This window comes from Pectobacterium parvum (genome assembly GCF_020971565.1).
Taxonomy (GTDB): Bacteria; Pseudomonadota; Gammaproteobacteria; order Enterobacterales; family Enterobacteriaceae; genus Pectobacterium; species Pectobacterium polare.
The window spans coordinates 2,120,986-2,143,984 of sequence record NZ_CP087392.1 but is presented as its reverse complement, the minus strand read 5'-3'; the positions used below and the strand labels follow the sequence as shown (position 1 = coordinate 2,143,984).

At 48.1% G+C, this 22,999-nt stretch carries 22 protein-coding genes and 2 pseudogenes; 19 read left to right on the top strand and 5 right to left on the bottom strand.

All coding sequences use genetic code 11. From position 1 onward, the window contains the following. The first annotated feature begins 6 nt into the window (after window positions 1-6). Window positions 7-465, top strand: a complete 459-nt coding sequence (locus LOZ86_RS09710) for a DUF986 family protein (RefSeq protein ID WP_039480588.1) — start codon at window positions 7-9, stop codon at window positions 463-465. A 423-nt stretch (window positions 466-888) separates the two neighbouring features. Continuing rightward, the gene (gene mntP / locus LOZ86_RS09705) at window positions 889-1,461 is read left to right on the top strand and encodes a manganese efflux pump MntP (RefSeq protein ID WP_039480585.1); all 573 of its coding nucleotides are present in this window, start codon (window positions 889-891) and stop codon (window positions 1,459-1,461) included. A 188-nt stretch (window positions 1,462-1,649) separates the two neighbouring features. Here mntP and rlmA read toward each other — a convergent pair whose 3' ends face one another. The 3 genes from rlmA to LOZ86_RS09690 form a co-directional block, all read right to left on the bottom strand. Further along, complete coding sequence (gene rlmA / locus LOZ86_RS09700; protein ID WP_039480581.1) at window positions 1,650-2,483, bottom strand: 23S rRNA (guanine(745)-N(1))-methyltransferase; 834 nt, start codon at window positions 2,481-2,483, stop codon at window positions 1,650-1,652. Window positions 2,484-2,611: 128 nt separating this feature from the next. Next, entirely contained in the window at window positions 2,612-2,821 is a 210-nt protein-coding gene (cspE, locus tag LOZ86_RS09695) for a transcription antiterminator/RNA stability regulator CspE (protein ID WP_005968829.1), read from the bottom strand. Between the two features lie 41 nt (window positions 2,822-2,862). Further along, window positions 2,863-2,979, bottom strand: a complete 117-nt coding sequence (locus tag LOZ86_RS09690) for a DUF2627 domain-containing protein (RefSeq protein WP_106389030.1) — start codon at window positions 2,977-2,979, stop codon at window positions 2,863-2,865. Window positions 2,980-3,973: 994 nt separating this feature from the next. Here LOZ86_RS09690 and LOZ86_RS09685 point away from each other — a divergent pair. The 5 genes from LOZ86_RS09685 to LOZ86_RS09665 all read left to right on the top strand — a co-directional run bounded on the left by LOZ86_RS09685 (window position 3,974) and on the right by LOZ86_RS09665 (window position 8,749). Next, a complete protein-coding gene (locus LOZ86_RS09685) occupies window positions 3,974-4,888 on the top strand; it encodes a metal ABC transporter substrate-binding protein (RefSeq protein WP_039480578.1) in 915 nt (304 codons plus the stop codon). Further along, on the top strand, window positions 4,885-5,775 hold the full coding sequence (locus LOZ86_RS09680) for a manganese/iron ABC transporter ATP-binding protein (protein WP_039512600.1): 891 nt from the start codon (window positions 4,885-4,887) through the stop codon (window positions 5,773-5,775). The genes LOZ86_RS09685 and LOZ86_RS09680 overlap by 4 nt, the downstream gene beginning before the upstream one ends. Next, the gene (locus LOZ86_RS09675; RefSeq protein WP_039480573.1) at window positions 5,775-6,638 is read left to right on the top strand and encodes a metal ABC transporter permease; all 864 of its coding nucleotides are present in this window, start codon (window positions 5,775-5,777) and stop codon (window positions 6,636-6,638) included. Before LOZ86_RS09680 ends, LOZ86_RS09675 begins: the two co-directional genes overlap by 1 nt. Further along, window positions 6,635-7,492: a metal ABC transporter permease gene (locus tag LOZ86_RS09670; RefSeq protein WP_039480570.1), complete on the top strand. Its 858-nt coding sequence runs from the start codon at window positions 6,635-6,637 to the stop codon at window positions 7,490-7,492. Before LOZ86_RS09675 ends, LOZ86_RS09670 begins: the two co-directional genes overlap by 4 nt. A 396-nt stretch (window positions 7,493-7,888) precedes the next feature. Then, complete coding sequence (locus tag LOZ86_RS09665) at window positions 7,889-8,749, top strand: fructosamine kinase family protein (RefSeq protein WP_039480567.1); 861 nt, start codon at window positions 7,889-7,891, stop codon at window positions 8,747-8,749. 87 nt (window positions 8,750-8,836) lie between these two features. Here LOZ86_RS09665 and LOZ86_RS09660 read toward each other — a convergent pair whose 3' ends face one another. After that, window positions 8,837-9,385, bottom strand: coding sequence for a YniB family protein (locus tag LOZ86_RS09660; RefSeq protein ID WP_039480564.1), 549 nt, complete (start codon window positions 9,383-9,385; stop codon window positions 8,837-8,839). Window positions 9,386-9,692: 307 nt separating this feature from the next. Here LOZ86_RS09660 and hxpB point away from each other — a divergent pair, with 307 nt between their 5' ends. Then, on the top strand, window positions 9,693-10,358 hold the full coding sequence (hxpB, locus tag LOZ86_RS09655) for a hexitol phosphatase HxpB (RefSeq protein WP_039480560.1): 666 nt from the start codon (window positions 9,693-9,695) through the stop codon (window positions 10,356-10,358). Between the two features lie 109 nt (window positions 10,359-10,467). Here the strand turns inward: hxpB and LOZ86_RS09650 are convergent, their stop codons facing one another. After that, window positions 10,468-10,800, bottom strand: coding sequence for a cupin domain-containing protein (locus LOZ86_RS09650; RefSeq protein ID WP_010275594.1), 333 nt, complete (start codon window positions 10,798-10,800; stop codon window positions 10,468-10,470). Between the two features lie 312 nt (window positions 10,801-11,112). On the opposite strand from LOZ86_RS09650, the pseudogene LOZ86_RS09645 reads away from it, so the two are divergent. The 11 genes and pseudogenes from LOZ86_RS09645 to LOZ86_RS09595 all read left to right on the top strand — a co-directional run. Further along, window positions 11,113-11,321, top strand: a pseudogene (locus LOZ86_RS09645) (5-dehydro-4-deoxy-D-glucuronate isomerase); the annotation flags it as partial. A gap of 81 nt (window positions 11,322-11,402) precedes the next feature. Further along, window positions 11,403-12,164, top strand: a complete 762-nt coding sequence (kduD, locus tag LOZ86_RS09640) for a 2-dehydro-3-deoxy-D-gluconate 5-dehydrogenase KduD (RefSeq protein ID WP_039480559.1) — start codon at window positions 11,403-11,405, stop codon at window positions 12,162-12,164. Between the two features lie 273 nt (window positions 12,165-12,437). Further along, window positions 12,438-14,069, top strand: coding sequence for a pectate disaccharide-lyase PelW (gene pelW, locus LOZ86_RS09635; RefSeq protein ID WP_161547072.1), 1,632 nt, complete (start codon window positions 12,438-12,440; stop codon window positions 14,067-14,069). A gap of 46 nt (window positions 14,070-14,115) precedes the next feature. Beyond that, a complete protein-coding gene (locus tag LOZ86_RS09630) occupies window positions 14,116-15,006 on the top strand; it encodes a carbohydrate ABC transporter permease (RefSeq protein WP_039286676.1) in 891 nt (296 codons plus the stop codon). After that, window positions 14,999-15,904 (top strand): carbohydrate ABC transporter permease, encoded by a 906-nt coding sequence (locus LOZ86_RS09625; protein WP_039480553.1) that lies wholly within the window; start codon window positions 14,999-15,001, stop codon window positions 15,902-15,904. Before LOZ86_RS09630 ends, LOZ86_RS09625 begins: the two co-directional genes overlap by 8 nt. Window positions 15,905-15,917: 13 nt before the next feature. After that, on the top strand, window positions 15,918-17,045 hold the full coding sequence (locus LOZ86_RS09620; protein WP_039480550.1) for an ABC transporter ATP-binding protein: 1,128 nt from the start codon (window positions 15,918-15,920) through the stop codon (window positions 17,043-17,045). 15 nt (window positions 17,046-17,060) lie between these two features. Continuing rightward, window positions 17,061-18,350, top strand: a complete 1,290-nt coding sequence (locus LOZ86_RS09615) for an ABC transporter substrate-binding protein (RefSeq protein WP_039512602.1) — start codon at window positions 17,061-17,063, stop codon at window positions 18,348-18,350. Between the two features lie 256 nt (window positions 18,351-18,606). Then, a complete protein-coding gene (locus LOZ86_RS09610) occupies window positions 18,607-19,329 on the top strand; it encodes an oligogalacturonate-specific porin KdgM family protein (RefSeq protein WP_039512603.1) in 723 nt (240 codons plus the stop codon). Window positions 19,330-19,663: 334 nt separating this feature from the next. Continuing rightward, window positions 19,664-20,617, top strand: a complete 954-nt coding sequence (paeX, locus tag LOZ86_RS09605) for a pectin acetylesterase PaeX (protein ID WP_039512605.1) — start codon at window positions 19,664-19,666, stop codon at window positions 20,615-20,617. 80 nt (window positions 20,618-20,697) lie between these two features. Then, window positions 20,698-21,204, top strand: a pseudogene (locus tag LOZ86_RS09600) (metal-dependent hydrolase); the annotation flags it as partial. A gap of 240 nt (window positions 21,205-21,444) precedes the next feature. Next, the gene (locus tag LOZ86_RS09595) at window positions 21,445-22,839 is read left to right on the top strand and encodes an L-cystine transporter (protein WP_039480535.1); all 1,395 of its coding nucleotides are present in this window, start codon (window positions 21,445-21,447) and stop codon (window positions 22,837-22,839) included. The last annotated feature ends 160 nt before the right edge of the window (window positions 22,840-22,999 follow it).

Below are 22,999 nucleotides of genomic sequence, written 5' to 3'. Positions count from 1 at the left end.
ATACGGATGACGATGACGGATATCACGCTGGTGGTGTTGATTGCGTTAGCACTGGTTTATGCCATCTATGATGAGTTCATCATGGATAAACTCAAAGGAAAAACCCAACTCCTCGTCCCGCTGAAGCGGATGAATCGACTCGATACGCTGATTTTTGTCGGCTTAGTCGGCATTCTTATTTACCAGAATGTGATGAGTAATGGTGCCATTATCACCACCTATCTTTTGATTTCGCTGGCCTTCATGGCGTGCTATCTGGCCTATATTCGTCGTCCCAAACTGGTGTTTAAATCAACCGGATTCTTTTATGCGAATATATTCATTCCTTATACCAGAATTAAAAATATGAATTTATCTGAGGATGGCATATTAGTTATTGAACTGGAGAAACGCCGTTTATTGATACAGGTTGCACAGCTCGACGATTTAGAGAGAATATATAAATTTATGATTGAGAATCAATGAGGTAAGTTTACCTTTAAATTATTTAAAATAACGTTGGCTATACACCTCATATTTAGATGGTATTTTAACCACAATGACTTTGTCGTTATTTTATACGATCCTCCATTATCAACGCCCAAATGAAAATAATTATCAATTGCATTATTAACACTTAAAACTTTTAGTGTTGTTTGCACCACAAATAATATGGTAAGGTTGCGCCGTCATTGGGGAGTAGCCGATTTCTGATTAATTAACATTCACAATAATTCATCAGAAATGCTCGTATCAACATACTCGTTTTATCTCCTATTACCGGAGCATAGACGTGGTGCGGGCGGCCAAGCGTGATTGGCAGGCGAGACCATAGACACGTAAGATCGTCATTCGGGTTGGGGATGATCTGCGTGTATATGGTTAATCGTCCAGCCGAGGCTACTTACAATGAACATGTCAGCAACACTTATCCTAGCATTTGGTATGTCAATGGATGCCTTCGCCGCGTCAATTGGTAAAGGTGCCGTACTGCATAACCCCCGTTTCCGCGATGCCATTCGTACCGGCCTCATCTTTGGCGTTATCGAAGCTATCACCCCGCTCATCGGCTGGGCACTTGGTCTTTTTGCCAGCCAATATATTCTCGAATGGGATCACTGGGTTGCCTTTACCCTGTTAGTCATTTTGGGCGGTCGTATGGTCGTTGAGGGGCTCAAAAACTCCTCAGACTGCCGCTGCGAAAAAGTCAAAAACCATAGCCTGGCACTGTTAGTTTGTACCGCCATCGCCACCAGCCTGGATGCCATGGCAATTGGCGTCGGTCTGGCCTTCCTTCAGGTCAATATTTTCCATACCGCGATGGTCATTGGCTGTGCCACCATGATTATGGTGACGCTCGGAATGATGATTGGCCGCTATATCGGCCCTATCTTCGGCAAGAAAGCGGAAGTTGTTGGCGGGTTGGTTCTGATTGGTATCGGCTGCAATATTCTGTACGAGCACCTCGGCTACGCCGCCTGATATACCCGTCATACTTCACGTTGCTTGTGCGTTGGCTGCTCTTAGTCACCCCAGTCACTTACTCATGTAAGCTTCTGGGGATTCCCGCGATTGTCGCCTTCACGCAACGCGAATTATCTAGGGTATAAAATACATTTCACATTAACGGGCAGCCCGATTATCGCGCTGCCCGTTTTTATTATTCCTGATTACGCACCTACCGCATCGCTATCAACACGCTGATGCAAGCGGATAATAAAATCCGTTTCACAACTAAAAGCGGTGGCCGCTTGCAGTCGCTCGCTAACGTCTGGCGTTGCCCGCCAGGCAAAGGGCGTCATTTGCAATAGCGCCGCGGCCTCATTCCCAGATAACTGCATTGGGTACGCGAGCGTTTGCTGATCAATAAGCTGAAAACCTGCAAGCACTTCATCTTTACTTGGGTGTAATAACACCTCATCGTAGACTTCTGCTTTCAGTTGATAAAGATGTCGTGGCCCCGGAGATACCGTCACCACCCAACCGCCAACCTTAACGGTGCGCTGCAATTCCGCGTCATTACAGGGCGCATAGATCTTTACCACAGCATCAAGGGATTGGTCCTGGAAAGGCAGTCGCTGGCTGGATGCGACACAAAACTCAACGTTGTCATACCGCTTTGCCGCCCGCTGAATCGCCGCCTTGGAAACATCCAGCCCGTATATCGTCATCGTTCTGCGAGATGTCAGACGATGGGCAAACTCTGCAGTGTAATACCCTTCACCACAGCCGATATCCAACAACGCCGCAGCGTCATCTGTCACAATACGATCAACGTGCTGCGCAACGGCGTCACGTAGCGGTTGATAGTGACCGGCCTCCAGAAAGCTGCGACGCGCCTGCATCATTTCAGCGCTATCACCAGGCTGCTTTGAACGCTTAAACTGTACCGGCAACAGGTTAACGTACCCTTCTTTCGCACGGTCAAAACTATGTTTACCACACGTCCATTGCCGCGGGTGTCGCTCCAGAGGTAACTGGCATAGCGGACACTGATAACTCATCGGCACATTTTCCTCATTAAAAACGTCTTCATTGCATTATGCGTGTAGATAAAAGTATTACGGGTGTAGATAAAACGCAGACAACAAAAAACCCGCACCATGGCGGGTTTTGCAACAGAGCTGTAAAATTACAGCGCAGTAACGTTTACTGCAGAAGGACCTTTCTGGCCATCCTGAATTTCGAATTCTACGTTCTGGCCTTCAGCCAGAGTTTTGAAGCCGTTGCCTTGAATTGCAGAGAAGTGTACGAATACATCTTTGCTACCGTCAGCAGGAGTGATGAAACCAAAGCCTTTAGACTCGTTGAACCACTTAACCTGACCTTTAATCTTTGCCATTTCAAATATTTCCTTTAATTGTTTAAACCGCCAAAAAGGCGTTATACAGACAAACCAAAGTCGTTACTGCTTGAGGCACTAAGATAAAGATCGGCAGAGAAGCAGCATGCAACACTGAAGGTTGTACTTAGGTCTTCTTTACTGAAAATGCCATTCATATACAGAACTGTACCTCGTTTTACCCAGAAAGGTTTATTACACACTCTGTAAACGATGGCAAGGGCTTTTTTATCAGTCGTGGATATGCCGCACAAATTCACGTCATCACTGATTCATTAATACTCGATAGCACACGTTGGCATCTATATTCACCAGCTTCTTTGAAGCTACACAATAAGCGCATTTCAGGTTCTATTATGTAATAAATACGCAAGAATCGTCATGCTTCTGCTACAGAAGCGACTGCAAAAATAACAAAAAATTATAATTTGCATACCTATTTCGATGTTTAAAATCGATTATCTATTTTATGCTATCTATTAATTTTCATTAATACACTACATAATGGATATTATTTATAACCTAATTGTTCAGCCATGAGATGAATTAACTTGTTTGAATCAATAAAGCTAATAACATCACCAAAAACGTCAATAAGACTATACTTGCCAGCTTCCAACGTCGTTCTGATTTAGTACTCATATCACTGTAACCCTTTCATATTAAATCAAGAAATATCATCATCTACATGATTTCTAATTTATCGGCAGCTATCGAGGTTTTTTTAAGGTTGTATCGTTTTTTTCTCGTTTTTTGACATATTCGAGTTGTATGACAAAACGCTAACACTTTTGAACAACGCTGCTCAAATCAGGTGAGGCTCAGAGATAACCCAAGTGTTGCCAACACACAAGCAGTTTGAAGTATAACGGATATAAACCTTACTCTGTGCACACCGGCTATCGTCGTTACCGTTAGATTTTCGTTGTAACCTTAAGTACGATTCATTAAATTAAGGCAACATTTCTGTTATCAAAGGGGCATGATGCATTCCTTACCCGTGAAAGTGCGTGCTACGTGCCTGCGAACAGTGATTCCTTGTGTCATGAGACACCTTCTAATATTCACTCCCCGACCTTTTCTGCCCCTTGACTTAAATGATATTGATAATTATTCTCAAATAACACTTTCACGGTTTGTAAGGATATCCGCATGATCGGTTTTCACGCTCATCTACCTGCCCTATTCCGTCGCATCGCGCTGCCGTGCGCTTTACTGCTTTTAGCCAGCACCTCTGTTCAGGCGGCTGAAAAGCTTAAAGTCATCACGACCTTTACCATCATTCAGGATATCGCACAGAATATTGCAGGCGATGCCGCAACGGTTGAGTCCATCACCAAACCCGGCGCGGAGATTCATGATTATCAACCGACACCGCGTGATATTGTTAAAACACAGTCCGCACAGTTGGTGCTGTGGAACGGCATGAATCTCGAACGTTGGTTTACGCGCTTTTTCGAGAACGTGAAAGATGTGCCGGCCGTTGTGGTGACGGAAGGCATCACGCCGCTTCCTATCCGCGAAGGTGCCTATAATGGCAACCCAAACCCGCATGCCTGGATGTCCCCTTCCAATGCATTAATCTATATTGAAAATATCCGCAAAGGTCTGGTGCAAGCCGATCCCACCAATGCAGAGACGTATAACCGTAACGCCAAAGCCTATGTGGAAAAAATCAAGGCTCTCGACGCGCCGCTGCGTGAACGTCTCTCCCGTATCCCAGAGCAACAACGCTGGTTAGTCACCAGTGAGGGCGCATTCAGCTATCTGGCGAAGGATTATCAGTTCAATGAAGTCTATCTCTGGCCAATCAATGCTGACGAACAAGGTTCGCCGCAGCAGGTACGTCGGGTTATTGATACCGTGCGAGAGAAGGCTATCCCTGTCGTATTCAGCGAAAGTACTATTTCCGATAAGCCAGCAAAGCAGGTCAGTAAAGAAACCGGGGCGAAATATGGCGGCGTGCTGTATGTTGATTCGCTGTCTACAGAGAAAGGCCCTGTGCCGACCTATATCGACCTGTTACAAGTGACGGTGGAGACCATCGCTAAAGGATTTAATCAATGAGTAGTGATCGAGCAGTACAGTCATTAGACGTCAATGATGTTTCGGTTACTTACGGCAACGGGCATCAGGCTATTCGCCATGCTTCTTTTTCCCTGACCGGTGGAACGATTTGCGCCTTGGTTGGCATCAACGGCAGCGGAAAGTCGACGTTGTTCAAAAGCATCATGGGGTTGGTTAAACCAACCTCAGGGCAGGTACTGCTCAACCAGCAACCGATCTACCAGGCGCTGAAACAGAATCTGGTTGCCTATGTTCCACAAACGGAAGACGTGGATTGGAATTTCCCCGTTTTGGTTTCCGACGTGGTCATGATGGGGCGCTACGGGAGGATGAATTTCCTACGCATTCCCAGCAAACAAGACCGCGCTATTGTGGCGGAATCGCTGGAGCGCGTCGGGCTATCGACGCTGCAACATCGCCAGATTGGTGAACTGTCCGGCGGCCAGAAAAAGCGCGTCTTTCTGGCGCGGGCGCTGGCTCAACAAGGCAGCGTGTTGCTGCTGGATGAGCCTTTTACTGGCGTAGACGTCAAGACAGAGAACGCCATTATCGACCTGCTTCGCACCTTGCGTGATGAAGGGCATTTGATTCTGGTGGCAACCCATAACCTCGGTAGCGTTCCTGAGTTTTGTGACAACGTTATCTTGGTCAATCGCACCGTTTTAGCCGCAGGACCGACGCACAGTACCTTTACCCAAAGCAACTTGGAGAAAACATTCGGCGGTGTTCTGCGACACATCAACCTCGGGGGATCTCATCTTCACGATGATGATGATGTCCGTTCGGTGACGGTGTTGACCGACGATGAGCGTCCGGCCGTGTTCTATGGGTCGACCAAGAGCGATCCTCCTGCGTCACGCGTGATACCGGAGGAGAAAAAGCCCTGATGATCGATATCCTGTTGCAGCCATTCAGCTATAACTACATGGTCAAGGCGATCTGGGTCAGCGCGATTGTCGGCGGCGTGTGTGCTTTTCTTTCGGCGTACCTGATGCTGAAAGGCTGGTCGTTGATGGGCGATGCGCTCTCCCACTCTGTCGTCCCCGGTGTTGCAGGAGCCTATGCTCTGGGCCTGCCCTACGCGGCGGGTGCCTTTTTTACCGGCATGCTCGCCGCACTGGCAATGACCCTCATCCGTCACATTACCCGATTGCGCGAAGATGCGATTATCGGCTTTATTTTCTCAACGTTTTTCGCTGTTGGCCTGCTGATTATTTCGCTCAACCCGACATCGGTTAACGTGCAATCCATCATTTTCGGCAATATTTTGGGCATCGCCGACGAAGATGTCCTGCAAGTTGAAATCATCATCGGCGTGACGTTCATGATTCTCTGCCTGCTGTGGAAGGATCTGCTGGCCGTGTTCTTTGATGAGAACCATGCCCGCTCGATCGGTCTTTCCCCGCTGAAGCTGAAAATTCTGTTCTTTACGCTGCTGAGTGCCTGTACGGTCGCGGCGCTGCAAACTGTCGGCGCAATTTTGGTCATTGCGATGGTGATTACACCGGGTGCCACGGCTTACCTGCTCACCGATCGGTTTGGTCGTCTGGTTGTGATTGCTATTGCACTGGGCGCGATCACCAGCGCGGTCGGGGCGTATCTGAGCTTCTTCCTTGATGGTGCAACCGGCGGCGTGATTGTCACGTTGCAAACCGTCGTCTTCCTGTTGGCGTTTGTCTTTGCACCTAAGCATGGGTTGCTGGCCTCGCGCCGCCTACGGTTACGCGATCAATCAGGAGATGCATTATGACGCTTATTAGCTGGCTCATCGATCCCCTGACCTACCCGTTCATGCAGCGTGCGCTACTCGCCGCCGTCGTCACCGGTACGGTCTGCGCCGTGCTGTCGTGCTATCTGGTGCTGAAAGGCTGGTCGTTAATGGGTGATGCCATTTCCCATGCCGTGCTGCCCGGCATCGTTGTTGCGTTCTTACTGGGGATCCCGCTGGTTATCGGCGCTTTCGTTTCCGGTATTTTTTGTGCGGTAGCAACGGGATACGTGAAAGAACACAGCCGGGTAAAAGAAGACACGGTAATGGGGATCATTTTTTCCGGCATGTTTGCGTTGGGGCTCGTGATGTTTGCGCGCATCGATACCGATCAGCACCTGAACCATATTCTGTTTGGTAACGTGCTGGGCATCACTCAGCAAGAGCTGACGCAAATCTTACTGATTGCCGGAGTGACGCTAGTCATCATTTTATTGAAGCGGCGAGATTTCATGCTGTACTGCTTCGATCCCAACCATGCCCGCGTTATCGGCCTGCCCGTTAAGCTGCTGCACTACGGATTACTGAGTCTGCTGGCGATGACGATTGTTGCGTCATTACAAGCCGTCGGCGTTATTCTGGTGATCGCGATGCTGATTGCTCCGGGCATTATTGCCTTCATGGTCTGTAAGCGCTTCGAACGGATGGTTCTCGTTGCCACGCTGGTTTCCGTCATTTCCTGCATTGCTGGCACCCTGATCAGTTTCTACATCGATGGTGCCACAGGCCCTTGCATCGTCATCGTTCAGGCACTGTTCTTTACGCTAGCACTGACCTACCACCAGTTTAAACAGCGTCGTCAGGCAACCTCTCAGGTTGTCACCGACACACTGTAATTCCCTCGATTCAAAGGCCTCTTTGCATGACGTAACCGGAAAAAACGCCGGTTACGTCATTAATCTGCGATGTCATATCTTCATCCAGCAGATTGAGCGTCATCCTAACCCCGCTATTTTTAATTCCGGCTATACTTGTTTCTCGCTATCACCGCCTATCGGTTATCACTGTGCTATATACCTGTAATACTTCAAGCTGCATGTGCGTTGGCTGCGTTCACTCACCCGAATCACTTACATGAGTAAGCTCATCGGGATTCATTCTCTTGCCGCCTTCCTGCAACTCGAATTATTTGAGGTATAGATTCCATTTTTATTGCGCTCAATGGGTTACCGTAAACAAATCACCTCAGTGAACAGCAGGGTATCTGGCAACATCAACGGGAGGATGACCTTATGTGGCAAGCTATCAGCCGACTTTTGGAAGAACATCACGGTGCTGCGGATATTCAGGAGCGTCGAGAATTATCCGGCGGTGAAATACATCCCGCCTGGTACGTCCGCTACGGTGAGCATGACGTCTTCGTAAAATGCGATAGTCGTGAGATGCTGGCTAAATTCACGGCTGAAGCCGATCAACTTCATTTGCTGAGCCGCAGTAATACGGTGCGTGTACCCATCGTCTATGGTGTCGGTAGCTCACGCGATAACAGTTTCCTGCTTCTGCAATATCTTCCCGTCAAACCGTTGGATGCGCACAGCGCCTGGTGCCTGGGTGAACAGTTAGCACGCCTGCATCAATGGAGCGACCAGCCGCAATTTGGGCTGGATTTCGATAACGACCTCTCAACAACGCCGCAGCCAAACAGCTGGCAGCGGCGCTGGGCGACCTTTTTTGCCGAACAGCGTATTGGCTGGCAATTACAGCTGGCGGCAGAAAAAGGGATGCACTTTGGCCACATTGAAACGCTGATCGCACGCGTTGAGGAACGTCTGGCAGGACATCAGCCTCAGCCGTCGCTCTTGCATGGTGACCTATGGCCAGATAATTGTGCGAATAGTCAGGATGGCGCTTATCTGTTCGATCCGGCCTGCTATTGGGGAGACAGAGAATGTGATTTAGCGATGCTACCACGCTATCCGGCCCTGCCCCCACAGATTTATGATGGTTACCAGAGCGTGTGGCCGCTGGATAAAGGCTTTATCGATCGCCAGCCCATTTACCAGATTTATTATCTGCTTAACCGGGCCAATCTTTTCGGTGGTAAACATATTGTTGAGGCACAACAGCTCATTGAGCAGCAGCTGTTGATCTAAGGCGAGACGGTGGCACTTAGATGAGGGCTTGATCTAAAAAATGAGAAGAATACAGCGTCTGGCGCAATCGTTGCGCCAGACCGTCAATCAGACTGGCAACCCGAGTAAACGTAACACCAGGTAGCCAATACCCGCGATAATCACTGGCAGGATATAAAGCGGAAAGAATTGCACAAAAATCGAGTGTCCAGGAACAGTAACACGTGATTCCAGTGTCTCACGCGTATTCCCGCCATCACCTTTCATTTTTTCCAGAATCAGTTGATCTTCAATGCCTTCCTTAATGGTCTTCGCTTGACGCGACATCCGGGCACCCGAAACTTGCAAAGCTAGGCCAATAAAAATCAGGATGTAAATCAGCCAAAACATCAGCGTCGCCCCACTAAAAAAACGCGTGAAATCCGGTACTGGCGAGTTGTACCAAAAAATGTTCAGGAAAGGCGTATTAAAGCGCACCATGTCGACCATCAGGTGCACAAAATCCAGAAGAACAGCATCAATACCCTGTTTTTTCTGGGTATAAGCGTAGAGATAATTAGCTAGCGAGACGAAGGTTGAAAGCAGCGCGGGAATAAAAAAGATCCATCCGGCAATGCGTTTAACGACGGCAATACGGCCAGCCTGTTGATACGTCATGAGAACCCCTTCTTAGCGACGCAACATCGGTAATGTATCGTTTTAGTACGACGGGTAGCCTACTGTAACTTTACGCGCAGTCAACACTTTATCTCCCGCACCGCCTGATCGGCCACAATAGCGGTTTACCCCGTCATACATCACGCTACGTGTACGTTGGCTGTCACTCAGCCCTTCCAAGTGCCTCTCCCTACTGGTCCAGCGCTTCGCATTGTTCAAAATGCTCGCGTAGCGCCCTGCAACTCGACTTATTTAGGGTATAGTTTACCAGTAAATTTTCTTTTCCTTTGCTGACGGAGCCAGTGGTATGTCCTTTGATTCTTCTATACGAGCGGCGATTTTCGATATGGATGGGCTGCTGATTGATTCAGAACCGTTGTGGGACAAAGCTGAACTGGAGGTTATCGCCTCGCTTGGCGTCGATATTTCACGACGAGAATCCATGAAAGATACTCTGGGTTTACGCATCGATATGGTGGTTGAACTCTGGTATCAGCATTCCCCCTGGGCGACACCAAGCCGGGACGAGGTTGTCCGCCGTATTATCGATCGCGCCATTGAGCTCGTTGCCGAACAGCGTCCCCTCCTGCCCGGCGTCGAACACGCGTTGCAACTGTGTCGTAAACAGAATCTCAAAATCGGGCTGGCTTCCGCTTCGCCGCTTCACATGCAGCAGCAGGTGCTGCGAATGTTTAATCTGGAACACGACTTTGATGTCTTAATGTCAGCCGAGACGCTGCCGTATAGCAAGCCTCATCCAGAAGTGTATTTGAATGCAGCAAACGGACTCGGCGTTCCTCCGACACAATGTGTGACGCTGGAAGATTCGGTGAACGGCATGATCGCAACCAAGGCGGCACGCATGCGTTCAATCGTTATTCCACAGGCTGAGTTTCGCGATGACGCACGCTGGGCGCTGGCCGATTATAAGCTGGATTCTCTGAATCAGCTTGCCGCTAAACACGTAGTCTAGAAATTTGGGTGTAGGAATTAGGAATAAAGAAGGAAAGGAATAGAAAAACAGACCTTGCGGGATATGACGAAAGCGTGGTCAGTCTATTGGCTGACCACGCTTTGAAGCATTACAGGAAATCAGCTCGCTTAGGCGAAAAAGCATCGATCAGAACGCTGCCGTCTTCCAGCGAGACCACGCCATGCATCTCGTTTTTCACCGCCAGATAGGCGTCGCCGGTTTTCAGGATACGTTTCTCACCTTCGATCACGACTTCAAAGCTGCCAGCGGCAACATAAGCAATCTGATCGTGAATCTCATGGAAGTGTGGCGTACCAATCGCACCTTTATCAAAGTGCACGTAAACCATCATCAGCTCATCGCTCCAGGTCATGATTTTACGTTTAATGCCACCGCCCAACTCTTCCCATGGCGTTTCATCATCAATAAAGTATCTTCTCATCATCATCTCTCCTCTAACGCTTTTATTGCCCATACCTTTTATTGCGTCAACAAACCGTGTACGACCGACAACAAGGGTATGACTATGGATTGCGACATTTTAGCCACATCAGTACCAGAAGAAACATAAAATAAGCAAAACCATGACGGCCCTCAAGAAATAAATAAAACATTATTTCATTTTTATTGAATTCACATCCCATCCAAACTATCATCCCGCATAACAAGAAAGAACCGGGCAGGTTGAGGAACAGGTGACGTTGTCACTGCCACGCAACATCATCTGTTTCGCCCGGCGCTTTCACCCGAAACAGTCAGTAATGAAACGGCAGTTTTCCACATGGTGGGTCAGCAGCAGGAACCCGTCATAGCGTAATAAAAAACGAGCGGGCGGTGATTTCATCGATCTGGTCGATTCATTCCGGTGTTAGCACCAGACGCTACACCTTTATCTGGGGCATGGTTGGCGAGAATCACGTTTTCGGTGACATGGATCACGTCAAGGTTAGCGAGTTACGTTAATCGCTTTCAACCGGAATTACCGGTGTTCCCTACAGTAACAGCTAACGACTATGTATTGTCGCTTATAGAGAGATTACAGATATGATTTTAAATTCTTTTGATTTGCAAGGTAAAGTTGCTCTGATCACGGGTTGTGATACGGGTTTGGGTCAGGGTATGGCTATCGGCCTGGCACAAGCAGGCTGTGATATCGTCGGCGTCAACATCGTTGAACCGAAAGACACTATCGAGAAAGTCACCGCTCTGGGACGCCGTTTCCTCAGCCTGACTGCCGACATGAGCAATGTCGCTGGTCATGCCGAATTGGTAGAAAAAGCCGTTGCTGAATTTGGTCACGTTGACATTCTGGTCAACAACGCCGGTATCATCCGTCGTGAAGATGCGATCGATTTCAGCGAGAAAAACTGGGACGACGTAATGAACCTGAACATTAAGAGCGTTTTCTTTATGTCTCAGACCGTTGCTCGCCAGTTCATCAAGCAAGGTAAAGGCGGTAAGATCATCAACATCGCTTCTATGCTGTCCTTCCAGGGTGGTATCCGCGTTCCTTCTTATACCGCATCAAAAAGCGCCGTTATGGGTGTAACCCGTCTGATGGCGAACGAGTGGGCAAAACACGGTATTAATGTCAACGCAATTGCACCTGGATATATGGCTACCAACAATACCCAGCAACTGCGCGCCGATGAAGAACGCAGCAAAGAAATTCTGGATCGTATCCCAGCTGGCCGTTGGGGCTTGCCACAGGACCTGATGGGCCCGTCCGTCTTCCTGGCATCCAGCGCATCTGACTACATCAATGGTTACACGATTGCCGTTGATGGTGGCTGGCTGGCTCGCTAAGGGAAATTTTTCTTAGCGGCATTTCGCCAACCTACGATAAAAAGCACAATTTCGGTTGTGCTTTTTATTTGTTTTTCAAGTTGTTATTTCGTTTTTCATGATTCTTTCTCCTGCCAAAATCCTTTCTTAAAAAAAATCAAAACAACGTTCCGACTTTGATCACACTTTCGATATTGCGTGCATGACGACAAGGTTAATAGCGCAATATAATCAATCAAAACAGTGTTTCTATTTATAAGGAACTGTTCACACGGTTCCATAAGAAGGTACTCCATGAGTATTTTTGAAAGCTTATACACCAGCAGGAAATCGCAGCTCGACGAATGGGTTGCTGCACTTGATAGCCACATTACCTGCGTTCAGGATAAAGGCCGCAGTCAAACTAAGCCAACGTTATTATTGGCCGACGGCTTTGATGTGAAAAATTATGCACCTGTAGTGTGGCAATTCCCAGATGGGCACACCGCACCTATTTCTAATTTTGCCAGCCAGCAAAATTGGTTGAGAACGCTATGCGCGATGAGCGTGATTACGGGTAATGATAATTACCAGCAGCAGGCTATCGCACAGAGCGAATATTTTCTGGATCATTTCGTTGATGATAATAGTGGCCTGTTCTACTGGGGTGGTCACCGTTTTATTAATCTCGATACGCTGGAAGGCGAAGGGCCAGAATCCAAAGCTCAGGTGCATGAATTAAAGCACCACCTGCCTTATTACGCGCTGCTGCATCGTGTTAATGCGAAAAAGACACTGAACTTCTTTCAGGGGTTCTGGAACGCGCACGTTGAAGACTGGGATTCACTGGATCTAGGTCGCCATGGGGATTACAGCAAAAAACGCAATCCTGATGTTTTCCAGCATGCACGCCATGATGTTGTCGATCCGGCACAGTGGCCTGTTCTACCATTAACGAAAGGACTGACCTTTGTTAATGCGGGTACAGATCTGATTTACGCCGCGTTCAAATACGCAGAATACACGGGCGATAGCCAAGCAGCCGCATGGGGTAAGCACCTTTATCGCCAATACGTTCTGGCTCGTAACCCAGAAACCGGAATGCCTGTGTATCAGTTCAGCTCACCACAGCAGCGCCAGCCGGTGCCGGAAGACGACAACCAGACGCAGTCCTGGTTTGGCGATCGCGCCCAACGCCAGTTTGGCCCAGAGTTCGGTGAAATCGCGCGTGAAGCCAATGTGCTGTTCCGTGATATGCGCCCACTGCTGATTGATAACCCACTGGCAATGCTGGATATTCTCCGCACACAGCCTGATGCAGAAATGCTGGACTGGGTTATTTCAGGGTTAAAAAATTACTATCAGTACGCCTACGATGTCACCAGCAATACATTGCGCCCGATGTGGAACAACGGCCAGGACATGACAGGCTACCGTTTTAAACGCGATGGCTATTACGGCAAAGCGGGTACGGAATTAAAACCGTTTGCATTAGAAGGTGATTATTTATTACCGCTGGTTCGTGCTTATCGTCTGAGTGGCGATGAGGACCTGTACGCTCTGGTTAACACCATGCTAACGCGGCTGAACAAAGAAGACATTCAGCACATCGCCAGCCCGTTACTCTTGTTGACCGTCATTGAACTGGCCGATCACAAACAATCAGAATCCTGGGCACATTACGCCGCGCAGTTGGCTGGCGTTTTGTTTGAACAACACTTCCATCGTGGTTTGTTCGTTCGCTCCGCACAGCATCGTTATGTTCGTCTGGATGATAGCTATCCGCTGGCTTTACTGACTTTCGTTGCCGCTTGTCGCAACAAATTAAACGATATCCCGCCGTATCTGACACAAGGTGGATATGTTCACGGTGATTTTCACGTTAACGGGGAAAATAGAATTGTTTATGACGTGGAATTAATTTATCCAGAGTTATTAACAGCTTAATTTTATGTTTTTTTAATGGTTCACAATTAATCAATAGGTAAGCATTATGAATGAAAACAGAATGCTGGGGTTAGCCTATATCTCCCCCTATATTATAGGGCTGATAGTTTTTACCGCTTTCCCCTTTGTTTCGTCATTTATCCTCAGTTTTACTGAGTATGATTTGATAAATCCGCCTGAATTTACGGGTCTTGAGAACTATCACCGTATGTTCATGGAGGATGATCTCTTTTGGAAATCAATGGGCGTCACCTTTGCCTATGTATTTCTGACCATTCCATTGAAATTAATCTTCGCACTGTTAATTGCGTTTGTCCTTAATTTCAAATTACGTGGTATCGGTTTCTTCCGTACTGCTTACTATGTGCCTTCTATTCTGGGTAGCAGCGTGGCAATCGCCGTTCTGTGGCGTGCTCTGTTCGCCATCGATGGCTTGCTGAACAGCTTCCTCGGCGTATTTGGCTTTGACGCCATCAACTGGCTGGGCGAACCGTCGCTGGCACTGATGTCGGTAACCCTGCTGCGCGTATGGCAGTTTGGTTCCGCCATGGTTATCTTCCTGGCTGCATTGCAGAACGTTCCGCAATCACAGTATGAAGCCGCCATGATCGACGGTGCATCCAAATGGCAAATGTTCCTGAAAGTAACGGTACCGCTGATTACACCGGTTATTTTCTTTAACTTTATCATGCAGACCACTCAGGCATTCCAGGAGTTTACGGCCCCTTACGTCATCACTGGCGGTGGTCCAACGCACTATACCTACCTGTTCTCACTCTATATCTATGATACGGCGTTCAAGTATTTCGATATGGGCTACGGTGCTGCCTTGGCATGGGTTCTGTTCCTGGTTGTTGCGGTATTTGCGTCTATCTCCTTTAAGTCGTCGAAATACTGGGTGTTCTACTCCGCTGATAAAGGAGGAAAAAATGGCTGACATGCATTCAAACCTGACTACAGCACAAGAAATTGCCGCTGCAGAAGTACGCCGTACGCTGCGTAAAGAGAAACTCAGTGCCACCATCCGTTACGTGGTTCTGCTGTTCGTTGGCTTGCTGATGCTTTACCCACTAGCGTGGATGTTCTCAGCGTCGTTCAAACCGAACCACGAGATCTTCACGACACTGGGCCTGTGGCCAGAACACGCCACTTGGGACGGTTTCGTTAACGGTTGGAAAACCGGTACGGAATATAACTTCGGTCACTACATGATTAACACTTTCCAGTATGTGATTCCGAAAGTGGTTCTGACCGTCATTTCCTCGGTGATTGTGGCTTATGGCTTCGCTCGCTTTGACATTCCGTGGAAGAACTTCTGGTTTGCCACGCTGATTACCACCATGCTGTTGCCAAGCACCGTACTGTTGATTCCGCAGTACCTCATGTTCCGTGAAATGGGCATGCTGAACAGCTATCTACCACTGTATTTGCCGCTGGCGTTTGCAACACAAGGGTTCTTTGTATTCATGCTGATCCAGTTCCTGCGCGGTGTACCACGTGATATGGAAGAAGCTGCCCAGATCGATGGCTGTAACTCCTTCCAGGTGCTGTGGTATGTGGTCGTGCCGATTCTGAAACCAGCCATCATCTCTGTTGCGCTGTTCCAGTTCATGTGGTCAATGAACGACTTCATCGGTCCGCTGATTTATGTCTATAGCGTGGATAAATATCCGATTGCGCTGGCGCTGAAAATGTCTATCGACGTTACTGAAGGCGCTCCGTGGAATGAAATCCTGGCCATGTCCAGCATCTCCATTCTGCCATCCATTATTGTTTTCTTCCTGGCACAGCGTTACTTCGTACAAGGCGTGACCAGCAGCGGAATTAAAGGTTAATAGAGGATTTATCATGGCTGAAGTTATTTTCAAAAAGTTGGAAAAAGTATACACCAACGGTTTCAAAGCGGTTCACGGTATCGACCTGACCATTAAAGATGGTGAATTCATGGTTATCGTCGGCCCGTCTGGCTGTGCGAAATCCACTACGCTGCGTATGCTGGCGGGTCTGGAAACCATCAGCGGCGGTGAAGTCCGTATCGGCGAGCGCGTTGTTAACAATCTGGCGCCAAAAGAGCGTGGGATTGCCATGGTGTTCCAGAACTACGCCCTCTACCCTCACATGACGGTAAAAGAGAATCTAGCATTTGGTCTGAAGCTGAGCAAACTGCCTAAAGAGCAAATTGAAGCGCAGGTCGCTGAAGCGTCCAAAATTCTGGAGTTGGAAGACCTGATGGATCGTCTGCCGCGCCAGCTGTCTGGTGGTCAGGCACAGCGTGTGGCCGTAGGCCGCGCCATCGTTAAAAAGCCAGATGTGTTCCTGTTTGACGAACCATTGTCTAACCTGGATGCGAAACTACGTGCTTCGATGCGTATCCGTATTTCTGACCTGCATAAGCAGTTGAAGAAAAGCGGTAAAGCAGCAACAACGGTCTATGTTACCCACGATCAGACTGAAGCAATGACCATGGGCGACCGTATCTGCGTCATGAAACTCGGTCACATCATGCAGGTCGATACGCCGGATAACCTGTACCACTTCCCTGTCAACATGTTCGTTGCTGGCTTCATTGGCTCACCAGAAATGAACATTAAGCCGTGTAAACTGGTCGAGAAAGACGGTCAGATTGGCGTTGTAGTGGGTAATAACGCGCTGGTGTTAAACAGCGCGAAGCAAGACAAAGTCCGCAGCTATGTAGGACAAGACGTATTCTTCGGCGTTCGCCCAGATTATGTTTCCGTGTCAGATACGCCATTTGAAGGCAGCCACTCACAGGGTGAGCTGGTTCGCGTAGAAAACATGGGTCACGAATTCTTTATGTACATTAAAGTCGATGGCTTTGAATTAACCAGCCGCATTCCTTATGACGAAGGTCGGCTGATTATTGAGAAGGGCCTGCATCGTCCGGTGTATTTCCAGTTCGACATGGAAAAATGCCATATTTTTGATGCAAAAACAGAAAAAAATATCTCTCTTTAACAGGAGTAGTAACCGATGAAAAAAGCGATCCTACACACGTTAATAGTTTCATCTCTGGCGTTAGTGGCAATGCCGTCTTTAGCCGCTGATAATGTTGAATTGAGAATGTCCTGGTGGGGCGGCAACAGCCGTCACCAACAGACGCTCAAAGCGATTGAAGAGTTCCATAAACAGCATCCAAACATCACCGTGAAAGCGGAATACACCGGCTGGGATGGTCACCTGTCTCGTCTGACAACACAGATTGCCGGTAACACCGAGCCAGATGTGATGCAGACTAACTGGAACTGGCTGCCGATTTTCTCTAAAAACGGCACTGGTTTTTATGACCTGAACAAAGTGAAAGATACGCTGGATCTGGCACAGTTCGATCCAAAAGAGCTGCAAAGTACCACGGTCGATGGGAAACTGAACGGTATTCCAATTTCCGTTACGGCTCGCGTGTTCTACTTCAACACTGAAAGCTGGCAAAAAGCGGGACTGGAATATCCAAAAACGTGGGACGAGCTGCTGAACGCCGGTAAAGTGTTCAAAGAAAAACTGGGCGACCAATACTATCCTATCGTATTGGAACATCAGGATTCTCTGGCATTGCTGAACTCTTACATGGTTCAGAAGTACAACATTTCAGCAATTGATGTAAAAGCTCAGAAGTTCGCCTACAGCGATGCGCAATGGGTTGAGTTCTTTGGCATGTATAAGAAATTGATCGACAGCCATGTCATGCCTGATGCGAAGTACTATGCCTCTTTCGGCAAGAGCAACATGTATGAGATGAAGCCATGGATCAATGGCGAATGGTCTGGTACTTACATGTGGAACTCCACTATTACTAAGTACTCTGACAACCTGCAACCACCGGCAAAACTGGCATTGGGTAACTATCCGATGCTGCCTGGTGCGAAAGATGCCGGCTTGTTCTTCAAACCTGCACAGATGCTGTCTATCGGTAAATCGACTAAGTATCCTAAAGAGTCTGCTCAGTTGATCAACTTCCTGCTGAACAGCAAAGAAGGTGCTCAGGCTCTGGGTCTGGAACGTGGTGTGCCGTTGAGTAAAGCCGCTGTGGCTCAGCTGACTGCGGATGGCGTCATCAAAGATGATGCACCAGCTGTTGCCGGGTTGAAGCTGGCGCTGGCTCTGCCGCATGAAGTATCTGTCTCTCCTTATTTCGACGATCCGCAAATCGTTTCTCTGTTTGGTGATACCATCCAGTCTATCGATTATGGTCAGAAATCTGTAGAAGACGCGGCGAAATACTTCCAGCGTCAATCAGAACGTATTCTGAAACGTGCAATGAAATAATGTAATACCCGATTTACCCTGTAATTCATCCCTGCCGTACTGACGGCAGGGATTTTTCATTTAAATTAAAACAACCGCTATATTCAACTCGATCTCCTTCACAATTTGAAACCCTATTTTACTTTTTTTTACTCAAGACGATCTCGATCACAGAACGTGGTTTAATAATAAATAAAATAGAACTTGTCCCAAAAAGCATAATGCGTCTTTCGAAATAAAGTATTAAGCATCATCCTAACCAATAGGGAATATAACAATGAAATTTAAATTATTAGCTCTGGCTGTTACGTCATTAATTAGTGTGAATGCAATGGCGGTGACAATTGATTATCGTCATGAAATGAAAGACACACCAAAAAATGATCATCGCGATCGTTTGTCAATATCACACCGTTTTGATAACGGCTTTGGCCTTTCTGCCGAAGCAAAATGGCGTCAGGCAAATAACGACAACACGCCGAATAAACCATTTAATGAAACCGTCAGCAATGGTACAGAAGTGGTTGCCAGCTATGTGTATAAAATTAACAAAACCTTCCAAATTGAACCTGGTTTCTCTTTAGATTCAAGTTCTACTTCTAACAACTACCGTCCTTATTTGCGTGGGCGTGCGGCAGTTACTGATGATTTTTCTGTTTCTTTCCGCTATCGCCCATACTATTTAAGAAACAGTGGACTTAATATTGGAAAAGCAAACAGTGACCCTTCCGTTGAAAAAGGTTACAATTTAACAACTGTATTAAGTTATAAATTCCTGAAAGATTTTCAAGTTGATTATGAGTTAGATTATAAAAAAGCAACTAAAGCTGGAAAAACACTCTACGACAACGATAATGATAATTTCGATCACGACGTAAAACTTTCTTATAAATGGGATAAAAACTGGAAACCATATACGGCTGTAGGTAACGTAGCTGAGGATGGAAAAACAGATCGCCGTCAGACTCGTTTCCGTGTTGGTGTGCAATACAGCTTCTAATAACGGCCTTGTTATTTAAATAAGCGTTATTAGTTGGCAAAAGGGATGTTATTGTTAATTGATTCACTCAGCTTTATCATTAGCATCCCTTTACTAAGATATCCGTCGTAGATTAGCAGGTTAGTTACATTTTGTTGTTACATGTAGTGTCGTTAACTGCGATTTAGCTGTTGGAATTGCTGTGTCTGATTTACCCTCTTCGTGTATGAATGTTATTTCTTTATTAAAATTTGCGGTTCAGGGTGGTCATTTTTTCTCCGATGTGATGGCTACCCTATTTTTTTATCACCGCCCAACGATTTCCCCCCTCCTTCCCTTTGTCAGGTGATCTATCATGATTGTTCGTTCTCTGCTTGTCGGGGCCATTATGATGTCTGTAAATGGATTAAGTTACGCCCAACCTGTTTTCCCTGTATGGCCACATGGCGAAGCGCCAAGAGCCTCTTCTTCAACGGCACAGCCGCAAGTGGTCGAGCGTAGCAAAGATCCCTCTCTTCTCGATCGGGCTGCAACTGGGATTCGCAGTCCAGAAATTACCGTTTATCCGGCAGAGAAGCCCAATGGCATGGCTTTGCTCATTACGCCTGGCGGTTCTTACCAGCGCGTCGTGTTGGATAAGGAAGGCAGCGATCTGGCACCGTTCTTTAATCAACAGGGCTATACCCTTTTCGTGATGACCTATCGCATGCCCGGTGAAGGTCATAAAGAAGGCGCTGACGCCCCGCTAGCCGACGCACAACGAGCCATCAGAACCCTGAGAGCCAACGCCGAGAAATGGCACATTAACCCACAGCGCATCGGCATTATGGGTTTCTCCGCCGGAGGCCATGTTGCTGCCAGTCTCGGAACCCGATACGCGCAGTCCGTTTACCCTGCGACAGATGCCATTGATAGCGTAAGCGCACGCCCTGACTTCATGGTACTAATGTATCCCGTGATTTCGATGCAGGCAGATATTGCACACGCCGGTTCGCGTAAACAGTTAATCGGCGAGCAACCGACAGATGCACAGGTGATTCGCTATTCTCCAGAGAAGCAGGTTACTGCTCAGACGCCCCCCACGTTTCTGGTGCATGCCGTTGACGATCCGTCAGTGTCGGTTGATAACAGTCTGGTGATGTTCAGCGCGCTGCGGGAAAAAAAAATTCCAGTCGAAATGCATCTGTTTGAGAAAGGTAAACACGGTTTCGGCCTGCGCGGCACCAAAGGACTCCCTGCGGCGGCCTGGCCTCAGTTGCTGGACAACTGGTTGCGCGTTTTACCGGTAAACAACGAACAACCGAAATAAATCATTACGCCGTCACCGCTTCCGCAGGCAGGGATAATCTCTTATACTGTATAAAATAACAGTTTTATTTGAGAAGTTTCATGACTGCGGAAGGACACCTGCTATTTTCTGTTGCCTGCGCGATTCTGGCTAAAAAAGTTGAGCTATCACCTGCGCTGGCTACCGGAGACTGGTGGCACATTATTCCCGGTGCACTCCTTACCGCGCTGCTGCCCGATATCGATCACCCCAAATCCGTTCTCGGACAGCGCCTGAAGTGGCTTTCTTCGCCGATTGCCCGCCTCTTTGGTCACCGCGGGTTTACACACAGCCTTCTCGCTATCGCCGCCGGTATTTTCTTTATTCAGACGCGCCTGCCGCCAGACTGGCCCATTCCGACGGATGTCTACCATGCCATGATCGTCGGTTATCTGAGTCACATTGTCGCTGACATGCTAACGCCTTCCGGCGTTCCTCTGTTGTGGCCCTGTCGCTGGCGTTTCCGTTTACCAATTTTGAACAGCCAAAAAGGCAATCAGTTAGAACGCTTTCTGTGTCTTGCCTGTATCGGTTTTTCGCTGTATCAGCCGCAAAAAAATTGGGATTGCTGCACCTATGAGCAGTCATTTCGCTTTTTACAGTCAGCACAAACCTACCTCTTCCAATACGTGAAGTAACAGCGTTACCTAACGTCAGACATATCCCTGTAACATGATGGTAAAAGACCTGCTATCCTATGCGCGTTTGTTATTTTTTATCGCGAAAAATCATGCTGCCCTCCGCCGATCTGCGTTATTACGCGAGATTGTGGGCACATGTCGCGACTCACTGATAGGGAGCAAGGCCGGATGAATTTTCCGCTACTTATAAATATTCTGCTATTTGTCGCATTACTGCTCGGATTAGGTTACGCCAGCCGCAACCCATCCTGGAGTTTGGCAAAAAAAGTGTTACTGGGTCTGGTTGTCGGGGTGCTATTTGGTCTGGCGCTGCATCTGATTTATGGCAGCGACAATCCAGTTATTAAACAGTCCATCTCATGGTTTAACATCGTAGGTAATGGCTATGTGCAGCTGTTACAGATGATCGTAATGCCGCTGGTCTTTATCTCCATCCTTAATTCCGTTGCCAAGCTACATAATGCCTCGTCATTGGGGAAAATTAGCGTGTTGACGCTTTCTACCCTGTTGATCACCACGCTGATTTCCGCGTTGGTCGGTGTTTTTGTCACCAACCTGTTTGGCCTGACGGCTACCGGGCTGGTGCAAGGGGCGCAAGAAACCGCGCGATTAACGACGATTGAAAGCAACTATGCTGGTAAAGTCGCTGACCTTAACGTGCCTCAGCTTATCTTGTCATTCATCCCTAAAAACCCGTTTGCTGAGCTGACTGGTGCTAACCCAACGTCTATCATCAGCGTCGTCGTTTTCGCAGCGTTCCTTGGCATTGCGGCGCTACAGTTGCTGAAAGATGACGCTGTCAAAGGTGAACGTGTTTTGACCGCCATTGATACACTGCAATCTTGGGTGATGAAGCTCATTCGTCTGGTGATGAAGTTGACCCCGTACGGCGTCATGGCGCTGATGACCAAGATGGTCGCCAGTTCTAACCTGCAAGACATCCTCAAGCTGGGCAGCTTCGTTGTCGCGTCCTATCTCGGTCTGGCGATTATGTTCGGTGTCCATGCGCTGATTCTGTCTTTCACGGGCATCAATCCAGCACGTTTTTATCGTAAGGTCTGGCCGGTATTAACGTTCGCGTTTACCAGTCGTTCCAGCGCGGCGACGATTCCTCTTAGTATTGAGGCACAAACGCGCCGTATTGGCGTACCGCAATCTATCGCCAGCTTTGCGGCGTCTTTCGGTACGACAATCGGTCAGAACGGCTGCGCGGGGCTTTACCCCGCGATGCTGGCCGTGATGGTCGCGCCAACGGTAGGCATCAACCCGCTCGATCCGGTCTGGATCGCGACGCTGGTCGGTATCGTCACCATCAGTTCTGCTGGCGTAGCCGGTGTAGGCGGCGGCGCAACCTTTGCTGCGTTAATTGTGCTTCCCGCAATGGGGCTGCCGGTAACGCTCGTCGCGCTGCTGATCTCCATTGAACCGCTTATCGATATGGGCCGTACCGCGCTTAACGTCAGTGGCTCGATGACGGCAGGGACCGTTACCAGCCAGTTGATGAAGCAGACAGATAAAACGGTTTTCAACGCGCAGGATGACGCTGAGTTGGCGAACCGTTAATCATACTTGCTACACAAAAGAAAACGCCGACGGTTGATGCCGTCGGCGTTTTTTTATGACGGACATCCTTGCCCGTCACCCTACGGGCCGTTGCTACGCAACGTTGAAAAACGTTCCCTACGTTTTTTTATGACGCTTTTCTAATAACAATTTCGTGTAG